General features: G+C 61.6%; 10 protein-coding genes. 6 read left to right on the top strand and 4 right to left on the bottom strand.

Going from position 1 to position 12,213, the window contains the following annotated elements; genetic code table 11:
* Positions 1 to 20 precede the first annotated feature (20 nt).
* The 3 genes from BKD70_RS19780 to BKD70_RS19770 all read right to left on the bottom strand — a co-directional run bounded on the left by BKD70_RS19780 (position 21) and on the right by BKD70_RS19770 (position 2,669).
* Positions 21 to 545, bottom strand: a complete 525-nt coding sequence (locus BKD70_RS19780) for an urease subunit beta (protein WP_080960217.1) — start codon at positions 543 to 545, stop codon at positions 21 to 23.
* Positions 546 to 599: 54 nt separating this feature from the next.
* Positions 600 to 902 (bottom strand): urease subunit gamma, encoded by a 303-nt coding sequence (locus BKD70_RS19775; RefSeq protein WP_047275719.1) that lies wholly within the window; start codon positions 900 to 902, stop codon positions 600 to 602.
* 666 nt (positions 903 to 1,568) lie between these two features.
* Entirely contained in the window at positions 1,569 to 2,669 is a 1,101-nt protein-coding gene (locus tag BKD70_RS19770) for an FUSC family protein (RefSeq protein ID WP_047275717.1), read from the bottom strand.
* A gap of 186 nt (positions 2,670 to 2,855) precedes the next feature.
* On the opposite strand from BKD70_RS19770, the gene BKD70_RS19765 reads away from it, so the two are divergent.
* Together BKD70_RS19765 and BKD70_RS19760 are read left to right on the top strand one after the other, a co-directional pair.
* Positions 2,856 to 4,265: an FAD-binding oxidoreductase gene (locus tag BKD70_RS19765; RefSeq protein WP_047275715.1), complete on the top strand. Its 1,410-nt coding sequence runs from the start codon at positions 2,856 to 2,858 to the stop codon at positions 4,263 to 4,265.
* 74 nt (positions 4,266 to 4,339) lie between these two features.
* Positions 4,340 to 5,293: a LysR family transcriptional regulator gene (locus tag BKD70_RS19760; protein WP_047275713.1), complete on the top strand. Its 954-nt coding sequence runs from the start codon at positions 4,340 to 4,342 to the stop codon at positions 5,291 to 5,293.
* Between the two features lie 3 nt (positions 5,294 to 5,296).
* On the opposite strand, the gene BKD70_RS19755 is transcribed toward BKD70_RS19760, so the two are convergent.
* Positions 5,297 to 6,637: an MFS transporter gene (locus BKD70_RS19755; RefSeq protein WP_047276178.1), complete on the bottom strand. Its 1,341-nt coding sequence runs from the start codon at positions 6,635 to 6,637 to the stop codon at positions 5,297 to 5,299.
* 431 nt (positions 6,638 to 7,068) lie between these two features.
* Between BKD70_RS19755 and BKD70_RS19750 the strand changes: the two genes are divergently transcribed.
* From BKD70_RS19750 to BKD70_RS19735, 4 genes are all read left to right on the top strand, one after another.
* Positions 7,069 to 7,977 (top strand): LysR family transcriptional regulator, encoded by a 909-nt coding sequence (locus BKD70_RS19750; RefSeq protein ID WP_047275712.1) that lies wholly within the window; start codon positions 7,069 to 7,071, stop codon positions 7,975 to 7,977.
* 162 nt (positions 7,978 to 8,139) lie between these two features.
* Positions 8,140 to 9,669, top strand: a complete 1,530-nt coding sequence (locus tag BKD70_RS19745) for an MFS transporter (RefSeq protein ID WP_047275710.1) — start codon at positions 8,140 to 8,142, stop codon at positions 9,667 to 9,669.
* Positions 9,670 to 9,688: 19 nt separating this feature from the next.
* Entirely contained in the window at positions 9,689 to 10,753 is a 1,065-nt protein-coding gene (locus BKD70_RS19740; RefSeq protein ID WP_047275708.1) for an HlyD family secretion protein, read from the top strand.
* Positions 10,750 to 12,198, top strand: a complete 1,449-nt coding sequence (locus tag BKD70_RS19735) for an efflux transporter outer membrane subunit (RefSeq protein WP_047275706.1) — start codon at positions 10,750 to 10,752, stop codon at positions 12,196 to 12,198. Before BKD70_RS19740 ends, BKD70_RS19735 begins: the two co-directional genes overlap by 4 nt.
* Positions 12,199 to 12,213 lie beyond the last annotated feature (15 nt).

Below are 12,213 nucleotides of genomic sequence, written 5' to 3'. Positions count from 1 at the left end.
CAAAATGTGAAATGCGGCGCTTAGTTGGATGGTTTGGAAAACTTGAAGCCGCGATCGGCTGCACGCTGGATGGCTTGCAGTTTTTCCGGGCGTTCATGGCCGCTGACCGTGCTGTCGGGGGCCCAGCCGTCCACCAGGTTGTTGAAGCCGTACAGGGTCTGTTTGCCGCCGAAGGGGATCAACGGCACTTCAATTTCATCGCCCGGCTCGAAACGGATGGCCGTGGTGGCGGTGATGTTCAGACGCTTGCCGAACGCCGCGGCGCGGTCGAACTCCAGCGCTCGGTTGACTTCGAAAAAGTGAAAGTGCGAACCCACTTGAATCGGCCGGTCGCCGGTGTTGCGCACTTTGACCTTGGTCACCGCACGGTCTTCGTTGAAGGTGATCGGCGTGCTGGCGTAGATGCAACCGCCCAGCGGCACATTGCTTTCATTGCCGGTGGATACACCCCCGGGGTTTTTGGCGTGGGGGATGTGGTGGTCAGGATGGGTGTCCTGATGCGGTGATTGGGAAGGCTGGGGGGATGCTGGCTTTTTGATGCTCATGACGGAATCCTCAAACGGGTGTGTTTGGCGTTAACCGGCTTGACTGCTCGGCCGTTATTTGATCGGGTCGTGAACCGTGACCAGACGGCTGCCATCGGTAAAAATCGCTTCCACCTGAACGTTGGGGATCAGGTCGCTCACACCCTCCATGACGTCATCTTTGGTCAGTACTTTGCCCGCCTCGGTCATGACGTCTTCCACCGACTTGCCATCCCGTGCCCCTTCAAGCGCCGTGACGGTAATAATTGAAACGGCCTCGGGAAAGTTCAACTTCAAACCACGCGCCTTGCGTCGCAGTGCCACGTCCGACAAGGTGTAAATCATCAATTTGTCGATTTCTCTCGGGGTGAGCTGCATAAGCCCTCCTATTCACAGTGCGCTTAATCGTTAAGTTTCAATGTGCCGGTCAGACGGACAAACCCTTGTTTCAACATTCGGTAACGGGCAAGGATGCAACGGGTTGAATGTGGCGCAGGGTTTCTTAACGCGGTAATGGTTGTATTCAACACAGCGGGTATCACGCAGGCAGTTATCTTGCAGTGTTGATGCAGGGCGGCCGTTGTCGGAGTGCCACTGAACGTGAGCACGTTATATGACGCATACACTGCGCACGTTGCACCGGGGCGGTGTATCAGGTGTTTAAGCGCAGTGGTGTGTTCAGTGGTCATGGGCTCTTCCGTTCAGTTCCATCAAGACGGGCGCGATCAGAGCGTAGACGATAATTTTGCAGCGGCGAGCCAATCCAGGGCAGGGAAGGAGGCCCGGGCAAGGCTGCTTGACGAATCTGAAAAGCGTGAGCTAATTGTTTGTGTCACTTTTAAAACAGTAACTTAGAGCTACATTGCCTGTGATCGTGGTGGGGTGAATACGCTGCTATCGGGCTCGGTTTCTGGGTTAAATCTTCATGTTCGGTGCTCCATGTCATATTCATTTGTAGGTTTTTTCTTTGATTGTCGTAGCTTTTGTATCGGTATTCGATAATGTGTCGCGACGAGCTCACCCTGGGATGTGCCGCACTGCCGCTCAATGGTCCGCAGGCGGCTTGTTGTTTTTAAACAAGTGTTTATGTCCCGGATGGTAAAGCGCCGCGTGCAGTTGATCGTTCAATTCAGCCAGTTGTTTGAGCATTTCAAGGCTGAGCCATACATAGGCATAAAAAGGCGTTTCTATTTCTTTGCCGCTAATACTCTTAAGTGCCAACTCGCGTAACTGGTGCGAACTTTTACGTAACTGTGAACTGATTTCGTTATCGCCAATGCCCATGACTAATTTGTTTTGCAACGATTGCAAGGCCAACGGTATAAGCCGGTGCAAGTCACTTAAGGCCGGTTCGTTTTTAATCAATAAATGATTTTCGCGGGAAGACCAGTACGCATCGATCATCAGAATCAGTGTGGAGACCACATTGCGGTGTAACGTTTGCAGGCCATTGAAAACGTCCTGCTTGAGGTGGCTTTCGTTGCTTGCGGCGGCGATGTAACTGCGCAACTTGACCACCGCGTCCAGCTCATCTTTGAGTGAGTCGTCCAGGTGGGGGCGCTCTAGCACCTGCGGCGAAAAGTAGGCTTCATACAGGTCGTTGAGTTTGCCCATGCTCTGGCTGAACTTGATGCGCAGGTCGGTATAGGCCCGTTGCGGATAGATGCTGGTGTAGATCAGCGCCAGTATCGAACCTGCCATGACATAAACGCTGCGCAACACGGCGGCGTCCATGTCATTGGGGGCCGAACAACTGACCACGGCCAGGGTCGCGCCAATCAGCAGCGCCATGTAGGGGTGTTTGCCCAGGGTCAGGTAGCCGCACGCGAACATCACCACCGCGCACCACAGCAGCATCGCGGGGAATGAATACATCTCCAGGTACAGCGCCACCAGCCCCGACACGGCGCCGATCACCGTACCGCCGGTTCGTTGCACGGCGCGTGAGAACACATTGCCCCAGTACGGCAGCGGGCCCATCACGATCAGCATGGTAATCAAGGCCCAGGAGGCGTCTTCGAGCTTGAACCAGCGGATCCCCGCGAAGGTGATTAAAAACGCCAGGCTGATGCGGGTCGCGTGAATCCAGCGGTAATAGCGACAGGCCAACTGTTCCAACGTCGAGATCTTTTTGCCCAAGTGCATGTCGCCTCCCACCCATGATCCGCAATGGGCTGGGAGCCTAGTTCAAGGGTGGGCAGTCCTCCACACGCGCCGGGCGTGGCCATGCCGGTTGCAGATGGCACGTTCTGTATTTCCTATGGCCGGGGCCGCGTGTACAGCGCATAAGATGACGCCAACTGGCCCAAAAAAATAAATGAGGAAGTGCTGATGAATGCTGTCCAGGCACCGCTGACCCGCCCACCCTTGCCCGCGTCGTTACTGCAATCGTTGCAGGCGCTGTTGGGCCCCCGCTTGTCGACGTCTGCCAGCGTGCGCGAGCACCATGGCAGCGACATTTCGTCTCTGGGCCCGATACCGCCGGATGCGGTGGCGTTTGTGCAGAGCCTGGACGAGATCGTCAGTGTTTCCCGGCTGTGCCATGCCCATGACGTGCCGATGATTCCGTATGGCAGCGGCACTTCGCTCGAAGGCTGGTTGCAAGCGGTGCAGGGCGGGGTGTGCATCGACGTGTCGGGGATGAATCAGGTGCTTGAAATTCGCCCGGACGACATGGATGTCACGGTGCAGCCCGGCGTCACCCGCAAACAGCTGAATGCGGCGTTGCATGGCACCGGTTTGTTCTTCCCGATTGATCCGGGCGCGGATGCCTCGCTGGGGGGCATGGCGTCTACCCGGGCATCGGGCACCAATGCGGTGCGTTACGGCACCATGCGCGAGAACGTGCTGGGCATGACTGCCGTGCTGGCCGATGGCCGGGTGATTAAAACCGGCGGCCGGGCACGCAAGTCGTCGGCCGGCTACGACCTCACGCATTTGCTGGTGGGCTCGGGCGGCACGCTGGCCACGTTTGCCGAATTGACCGTCAAACTGCACCCCTTGCCGGAAGCCATTTCAGCGGCGATTTGCACCTTCCCCACGGTGGACGATGCGGTGCGCACGGTGATTCAGACCATCCAGCTCGGGGTGCCGATTGCCCGCATTGAGCTGATCGATGCCCTGACGGTGCGAGCCATCAACGCCTACAGCCACACCGATTTGCGCGAAGCCCCGTCGTTGTTTTTCGAGCTGCACGGCTCCGAGTCCGGGGTCAAGGAACAGATAGAAACCGTGCGCATGGTGGCCGATGAACACGGCGGGCAGGACTTCGAATGGGCCGTCAACCCGGAGGACCGCACCCGCTTATGGCAGGCGCGGCACGATGCCTACTTCGCCTCGGTGGCGCTGCGTCCGGGGTGTCGCTCGTTGACCACCGATTCGGTGGTGCCGATCTCGCGCTTGGCCGAGTGCATTGAAGCCACGGCTGCCGACTTGCACGCAAACGGCTTGCTGGCACCGATTTTTGGCCATGTGGGCGATGGCAATTTCCATGCGCTGATACTGGTGGACCCCCATGACGCGGACGAAGTGGCCCGTGCCGAGGCGGTCGCCCATCGTTTGGCCGAGCGCGCGATTGCCTGTGAAGGCAGTTGCACCGGCGAGCACGGGATTGGCCTGACCAAGCGCGATTACATGGCCGTTGAACACGGGCAAAACGCGGTGGATGTGATGCAGTCGATCAAGCACGCGCTGGACCCGAAAGGGCTGATGAACCCCGGCAAGATTTTCCGGCGCGATTAACACCACGCGTGGGCGCGCTGCTCGCCGGGATTGTCAGGTGACGCTGCAATCGCGGCGTGTATAGAATCCGCGGCATGGAAATTCGTCAGCTCAAGTATTTCGTCGCCATTCTCGACAACGGCAGCCTCAGCGGGGCGGCCCGCGACGTGTTTGTCGCCCAGTCCGCCCTGAGCAAGCAGATCCTCGACCTTGAGAAAGAGCTGGGGGTGCAACTGTTGCACCGCAGCCACAGCGGTGTGACGGCCACTGCGCCGGGCAAGGTGTTTTACGAATACGCCCAGGGCATCCTCAAGCACCTGCAGGACGCCCGCAACGCGGTGCTGGATTCGGCGCAAGCGGTCAGCGGCCCGGTGGTGGTAGCGCTGCCGCAGAGTGTGGCCAGCCCGTTGGCCTTGCCGTTGCTGCGCGAGGTGGCCACGCGCTACCCGCAAGTGCGGCTGAACCTCAATGAAGAGCTGACCGGCAACCTGTTCGAGCAGCTGTTGTACGGGCGTATCGATCTGGCGCTGTTCACCGATGCCGAGCTGCCGCCCGAGATCGCGTTCACCCCGTTGCTCGAAGAAGACTTCTACTGGCTGTGCGCGCCCGCGGATGACCCGTGGCCTGCCGGTCAGGTGCTCGACCTGGAGCAGGCGTTTGCCCGGCCGCTGGTGTGGCCGGGCGCGGCCCACGGTCATTGCACGCGGGCGATTGTCGAGCGCGTGGCGGCCCGCCATGGCGTGTGTGCGGCGCCTCCCGCGCTGGAAGTCAACTCGGTACACATCCTCAAAAGTGCAGTGCAAGCTGGGCTGGGCCCGACCTTGATGCCGCTCAACCTGGCCCGTCGCGAGCTTGAAGAAGGGCGCCTCACCGCCCATCGCGTCGACTGCCCGGCGCTGTATCGCACGCTGGGCATCTGCGTGTCGACCCGCATGCCGCCGACCCCGGCGCGTGAGGCAGTGGCCGCGCTGATCGGGGAGGTGGTCAACCGCATGGGTGAGCAGGGGCAATGGCCCGGCAGTCGCCGGTTGAGCAACGGGCCGACCTGACGCTCAAGGGCGTTGCGCCGCCGCGACAGGTGCTGCGCTGCGCAGGTCGAGTCTGGCCTTGGGCACGCACAAGCCCAGCGCGCCGCCCATCACCAGCACGGCCGCCATCATGTACATCGCCGCTTGAGTGCTGCCGGTGAGCTGGGTCATCCAGCCCACCACGATGGTGGCGAAGAAGCCCGCCACGTTGCCCATCGAGTTGATCAAGGCAATCCCGGCGGCCGCCGCCGCGCCGCCTACCACGGCGGTCGGCATGCCCCAGAACACCGGCAGGCTGCTGATCATTGCCGCGGTGCCGACCGTCAGGCCGATCATGGCCAGCCACAGGTTGTCACCCAACAAAGTGCCGAACAGCACGCCAGCCGCGCCGAGGGTCGCGCAGATCGCCACGTGCCAGCGGTATTCGTGATGGCGGTCAGAACTGCGGCCCACCAGCACCATTGCCACGGCGGCTGCGGCAAAGGGAATGGCCGACAACAGGCCGATCACCCACGGTTGGTCGATGCCGCTGTTGCGGATGATGGTGGGCATCCAGAAGCTGATGATGTACTGGCCCATCACCAGGCAAAAATACACCGCGCCCAACAACCAGATTTTTGGGTTAAGCAGCCCCTCGCGCACCGAGTGCCCCTGTTTGCCCTGGTTGTCGCGGTCAATCGCGGCTTGCATGCCGCGCTTTTCGGCTTCGCTCAGCCAGCTGGCGTCGGCAATCCGGTCGCGCAGCAGGCAGAACACGGCCATGCCCAGAAACACGGCCGGCAAGCCTTCGATCACGAACAGCCATTGCCAGCCGGCGTAACCGGCCACGCCGTTCATGTACTGCATGATGTAGCCGGAAATCAGCGACCCCAGCAGGTTGGAAATCGGCAGGGCGCAGATGAACAGCGCCACCATCACCCCGCGCCGGTGTCCGGGAAACCAGGTGGTGAGGTAGAAAATAATGCCGGGAAAGAACCCCGCTTCAGCCACGCCAATCAGAAAGCGCAGCGCGTAAAAACTCCAGGGGGTCTGCACGAACATCATGGCGGCGGACAGCAAGCCCCAGGTCACCATGATCCGCGCGATCCAGCGCCGGGCGCCGAAGCGGTGCAGGGCGATGTTGCTGGGCACTTCAAACATCAGATAACCGATGAAAAATATCCCGGCGCCCAACCCGTACACGGCCTCGCTGAACGCCAAGTCATCGAGCATTTGCAGCTTGGCAAACCCCACGTTGACACGGTCCAGATAGGCCACCAGAAAGCAGACCATCAACAGCGGCATGACGCGCCACGCGGTTTTACGATAAGCCTCGTCCAGTGCCTGATCGTCGGGGTCAGGGTGTTGCGCAGGAATGTGATTCATCTCAAGCCCTTTTTTGTTATCGCGCGCCTGAGCACGGGCGTGGCCAGGCATCTTTTTAGGGAGGTGCAAAGGGACTTTACGGTCGTGGGACGATTCGCACAATCGGCGGTTTAAGTTCCGCGCAGGGAACGTTCAGGCACGACAAAGGCGGCAGAAAAGACCAGCAGACAGGGGGAGGCTGAGCAAGCGGGCGTAAAAAAGGCCATTACCATCATGGGGATCCGGTAATGGCCAACTATCTCAACCAAAGAGAGCGTCAGGACTGACCTGACGGACGAGAATGTATCAATGGGCCACTTAGTTAGCTAGCTAAGGAGGCGCGAAACAGTTTTACCTGATGCGCAACAATGGTGCGTTTTCGAGCACGGGATGGACGCCGCGGGCGGTCTGGAACTGTTCACGTCAACGCTTAGGCGCTAACCTTCGGCCCCATGCACATACCTGACATGAATTTACTGGTTGCCCTCAACGTGCTGCTCGAAGAGGGCTCGGTGGTGGGCGCTGCGCGGCGCATGAACCTCAGCGCCCCGGCCATGAGCCGTACCCTGACGCGCATCCGCGACGCCCTGAATGACCCCATTCTGGTGCGTTCCGGGCGCGGGCTGGTGCCTACGCCGCGTGCACTGGAGTTGCGCGAGCAGGTGCGTGGCGTGGTGGAACTGGCGCACGGGGTGTTTACCCAGAGTCAGAACAGCGACCTGAGCCAGTTGGACCGCACCTTCAGCATCCGCGCCAACGATGTGTTCTTCGGGGTCTATGGCGGTGCGTTGCGCCGGCAAATGGCGCTGGAGATGCCCAATGCTGCGCTACGAGTGGTGCCCGAAGGGTTTACCGACGATGAAGCCCTGAGTGAAGGGCGGATCGATCTGGCCATCGGTGCCACGCTACCGGTGAGTGCGGACCTCAAGGTGCAGCGGCTGTTTACCTGCCCGTTTGTGGGGCTGGCGCGCGAAGGGCATCCGATTTTCGATCAGGCCATCACCGCGCAGCGATTTGCCGGGTACGACCACATCAGCGTCTCGCGCCGGGGCCGCGCCCGTGGGCCGATTGATGCAGTGCTGGCCGAAATGGACCTTGAGCGTCGGGTGCTGTTCACCACGCCGACGTTCTATTCCGCGATTTTTGCCTTGGCCAATTCGGAGCTGATCCTGCCGTTGATGCCGCAATTGTTGCTCAAAACCCTCGAACCCCTTGGCCTCAAGCTGCGGGCCTTTGAGCTGCCCATCCCGTTGAAACCGGTCGAAATCACTCAAGCGTGGCACCCGCGGCTCGATAACGATCACGCCCACCGCTGGCTGCGACGCACCCTGAAAACCCTGTGCGATAACGCCACGGCGTAAATCGCGGTGGTGGATTGCGTTTGCTGCAATCCAGACGTGCCGAGAGATCAATTTTTATAACGGTTTGTGCTGATTAAACTTTTCGTCATCTTTAAAGGTGACGGAGTCAGCCATGTACGGCGGTGTTAACAGTGCGCGGGTGTGCGCGGCGGGAACTGGACAGTGACGGCGTTGAACGTCGGTGTGCCCACCGCCCCGGCAGTGGCCCCGGCCATCAGCGCGGCGTTTGGCCTGCGGATTTTCACCGGGCTGGTGGGTGTGCTGCTGGCGGTACTGGTGTCGGGCTTCAACGAAAACGTCACCAAGGTGGCGATGCCGGATATTCGCGGCGCGATGGGCATCAGTTATGACGACAGCACCTGGCTGCTGGCGGTCTATTCCGCGACCTCGATCAGCGCCATGGCCTTTGCGCCGTGGTGCGCGGCCACGTTTTCCCTGAGGCGTTTCACCCTGTGTGCGATCGGTGCTTTTCTGCTGCTGGGCATCCTCTGCCCGTTGGCCCCCAATGTCGAGGTGCTGATGCTGTTGCGCACCCTGCAAGGCTTCGCCGGGGGCGCTCTGCCGCCGATGCTGATGTCGGTGGCGCTGCGGTTTTTACCGCCGGGGATTCGCCTGTACGGCTTGGGCAGTTACGCGCTGACCGCCACGTTTGGCCCCAGTTTTGGCACGCCGCTGTCGGCCTGGTGGGTGGAATACGCCGGGTGGCAATGGGCGTTCTGGCACATCATTCCGTTGAGCCTGCTGGCCATGGCCTGTGTCGCCTGGGGCTTGCCGCAGGACCCGCTGCGCCTTGAGCGTTTCAAGCAATTTGACTGGCGCGGCCTGCTGTTGGGGCTACCGGGGTTGATCATGCTGGTGTTGGGGCTGGAACTGGGTCAGCGGATGAACTGGTTTGAGTCGTCGATGATCCGGGTGTTCATCGTTGGCGGGCTGGGATTGCTGGTGCTGTTTTTCATCAATGAGTGGTCGCACCCGCTGCCGTTTTTCAAGTTGCAGTTGCTCAAGATCCGCAACCTTGCGCATGCGTTGATCACCTTGGGCGGGGTGCTGTTCGTGCTGCTGGCGGTGATCAAGATTCCGTCTGCGTATCTGGCACAGATCCAGGGTTACCGACCGTTGGACACCGCGCCGGTGATGCTGCTGGTGGCGGTGCCGCAATTGATCGCGCTGCCATTGGTGGTCGCGCTGTGCAACCTGCGTCGGGTGGATTGCCGATGGGTGTTGGCCATTGGCCTGGCCTTGTTGGCGCTCGCCTGTGGCCTGGGTTCACAGGTGACGTCGGTGTGGAATCGCGACAATTTTTACGCGCTGCAAGCGATTCAAATCATTGCTCAGCCCATGGCGGTGATCCCGCTGTTGATGCTCGCCACGGGCAGCCTGAACCCGGCGGACGGGCCGTTTGCATCGGCCTGGTTCAACACGGTCAAAGGGTTCGCGGCCATGGCGGCGGGCAGCTTGTTGCAGGTGCTCACCGTCAACCGCGAACACTTTCACTCGATGATGCTGGTGGACCGGCTCGGCAATTCGCCGTGGGTCAGCGACAGCGCCGATCTGGCGCAGCGCGTGCACCAGCAGGCGATGGTGCTGACCTCGTCTGACCTTTACCTGTGCATGGCCGGTCTGGCCGTGTTGCTGGTCGTTCTAATCCCTTTCGGCCCAACGCGGATTTACCCGCCACGGGCCGCACGCTGAACCTGTGTGGAGTCATGAAATGAGTACAACAAGTGCGCGCACGCCTGTGCTGAAGGCCGGGCTGGGACTGCTGGCGGTCGTGGTGCTGTATGGCCTGTGGCGGCTGGTGTTTGGCACCACCGGGGTGCAAAGCACCAATGATGCCTTCGTGAGTGCTGACTTCACGCTGGTGGCGCCGAAAGTGGCGGGGTTTATTGACGAGGTGCTGGTGCAGGACAATCAGCCGGTCAAGGCGGGCCAGTTACTGGCGCGCATCGACCCGCAGGACTACCAAGCTGAGGTTCAGGCGGCCCGGGCCAACGTGGCCACAGCGCAGGCGCAACAGGCCAATGCACTGGCCATGATGGAGCGTCAGCGGTCGCTGATCGAACAGGCCAACGCCACGGTGGACGCGGATCTGGCACAGGTGGAGTTTGCGGCCCATGAGTTGCAGCGCTACGAACACCTGGCCGGGCAGGGCGCCGGGACACTGCAAAATTCGCAACAGGCCAAAAATCGCTCGCAAACGGCGCGGGCGTTGTTGGCGCAACACAAGGCCGCGCTGGAAGCGGCGCGTCAGCAAACCCGCGTGCTGGTGGCCGAACACACCGCCGCCCAGGCTTCGGTGCAACATGCCCAGGCCGTGTTGGCGCGCGCCGAACTGGACTTGTCGCACACCCGCGTGGTGGCCCCCTTTGATGGGGTGGTCGGGCGTCGCAGCCTGCGGCTTGGGGCCTACGTGAAGCCCGGCGACACGGTCATGGCCGTGGTGCCGCTGGCGCAAGCCTATGTGGTGGCCAATTTTCTGGAAAACCAATTGACCCGCATGAGCCCTGGCCAGCGGGTGACCATCAACGTCGATACCTTCCCCGGAGAAACCCTGCTCGGCACGGTAGAGAGCATTGCCCCGGCCACGGGCGTGACGTTTTCGGCCATCGCGCCGGACAACGCCACGGGCAACTTCACCAAGGTGGTGCAACGGGTGCCGGTGAAAATCGCCCTGGATCCCCATCAGCCGCTGGCCAGCCAGCTGCGCCTGGGCATGTCGGTGGACGCGGCCATCGACACGGCCTCGACCCCGGCCGAACAGGTGAGTGCGCGATGAAGCTCGGTGGATTGGCCTGCGCTGTGGCCGGTTACTGCGCCTTGAGCCTGACCGGTTGCGTGATGGGCCCGGACTATCAGACCCCGACCACGCCGCTGGCCGCCCATTGGGCGCTCACGCCCGGTGAAGCGGGGCACAGCCGGGCCGTTGAAGGGGAGGTCGACCCGCGTTGGTGGGACCGTTTTGGTGATGCGCACCTGTCGGCGTTGGTGCGTGACGCGCTGCGCAGTAATTTCGACCTGCAACGGGCCGCCAGTCGGCTTGAGCAAAGCCGCGCCCTGCGTCGCCAGATTGCGGCCGATTCACTGCCAGCGGTGGACGCAGGTCTGGAGTACAGCCGCGGCCGTAATAGTCAGCGAGGCTTGAACGACCCGTCGGGCCGTAGCGGTAAACAGGCGTTCAACCTGTGGAACAGTGGCCTGGGGTTCAGTTGGGAAGCTGACCTGTGGGGGCGCGTCAAACGTTCAGTGGAGGCGGCCGACGCCTCGGTGCGCATGGCCGAGGAAGACCGGCACGGCGTGCAATTGCTGGTGATCCGGCAAACGGCGCAGCAGTACATCCAGTTGCGCGGCACCCAGCAGGCGCAGGCGGTGGTGGAGCAGAACCTGAAGATTGCGCAACGCACGCTGGAGCTGACCCAACTGCAAGTGCAGGAGGGCGTCGCCACGGATTTGGAAGTGTCTGAAGCCGCCTCGCAAGTGGCCGAGATGCAAGCGCGCCTGGCGCCGTTGCAGCAAAACAGCGCGCAGTTGATCAATGCCCTGAGCCTGTTGCTGGGCAAGGCGCCGCGTGCCTTGCAGGCGCAATTGGCACCCCCTGGGCAAGTGCCGTCGTACCAGGGCGATGTGCCCATTGGTGTGCCGAGCGAGCTGGCGCAACGTCGCCCGGACATCCGCGGGGCTGACGCGCATTTGCACGCCGCAACGGCGTCCATCGGTGTGGCCCGGGCCGATTTTTATCCGCGCATCACGCTGTCCGGCAACCTCGGGTTTCAAGCCCTGCAGTTGTCGGATCTGGGCAGTTGGGGCTCGCGCAGTTTTGCGTTCGGGCCCGGTCTGAGTCTGCCGGTGTTTGAAGGCGGGCGGTTGCAGGGGGCGTTGCAGTTGCAGGAAGGGCGTCAGCAAGAGGCGGCGGTCCAGTATCAGCACACCGTGCTACGCGCCTGGCATGAGGTGGATGATGCGCTGGTGGCGTATCAGGCCAGCCAGCAGCGGCGCGACAGTCTGCAGCAGGCCGTGCGGCACAGCCAGCGGGCGCTGGACAGCGTGCACCAGCAATACGCACAGGGCACGGTGGATTTCCTTAACGTGATGACCGTGCAAAACGCGTTGTTGGCCAACGAAGCTGCGTGGGTGGACAGCACTGCGGCGGTGTCGCTGTCGCTGGTGGACGTGTATGCCTCGCTGGGCGGTGGCTGGGAGGCATCGACCCCGGCGCGGCGCTGAGGTCGGGGTTGAAGA

The organism is Pseudomonas sp. BS-2016, from assembly GCF_001806145.1.
Classification (GTDB): Bacteria; Pseudomonadota; Gammaproteobacteria; order Pseudomonadales; family Pseudomonadaceae; genus Aquipseudomonas; species Aquipseudomonas lundensis.
This window is presented reverse-complemented; position numbering and strand designations above follow the sequence as displayed.

What these genes read in the sequence shown, in the direction of transcription:
- BKD70_RS19770 (WP_047275717.1), bottom strand. Translation starts at nt 2,669, where the DNA reads ATGCACTTGGGCAAAAAGATCTCGACGTTGGAACAGTTGGCCTGTCGC.
- BKD70_RS19760 (WP_047275713.1), top strand. Translation starts at nt 4,340, where the DNA reads ATGGAAATTCGTCAGCTCAAGTATTTCGTCGCCATTCTCGACAACGGC.
- BKD70_RS19775 (WP_047275719.1), bottom strand. Translation starts at nt 902, where the DNA reads ATGCAGCTCACCCCGAGAGAAATCGACAAATTGATGATTTACACCTTG.
- BKD70_RS19740 (WP_047275708.1), top strand. Translation starts at nt 9,689, where the DNA reads ATGAGTACAACAAGTGCGCGCACGCCTGTGCTGAAGGCCGGGCTGGGA.
- BKD70_RS19735 (WP_047275706.1), top strand. Translation starts at nt 10,750, where the DNA reads ATGAAGCTCGGTGGATTGGCCTGCGCTGTGGCCGGTTACTGCGCCTTG.
- BKD70_RS19750 (WP_047275712.1), top strand. Translation starts at nt 7,069, where the DNA reads ATGCACATACCTGACATGAATTTACTGGTTGCCCTCAACGTGCTGCTC.
- BKD70_RS19765 (WP_047275715.1), top strand. Translation starts at nt 2,856, where the DNA reads ATGAATGCTGTCCAGGCACCGCTGACCCGCCCACCCTTGCCCGCGTCG.
- BKD70_RS19780 (WP_080960217.1), bottom strand. Translation starts at nt 545, where the DNA reads ATGAGCATCAAAAAGCCAGCATCCCCCCAGCCTTCCCAATCACCGCAT.
- BKD70_RS19755 (WP_047276178.1), bottom strand. Translation starts at nt 6,637, where the DNA reads ATGAATCACATTCCTGCGCAACACCCTGACCCCGACGATCAGGCACTG.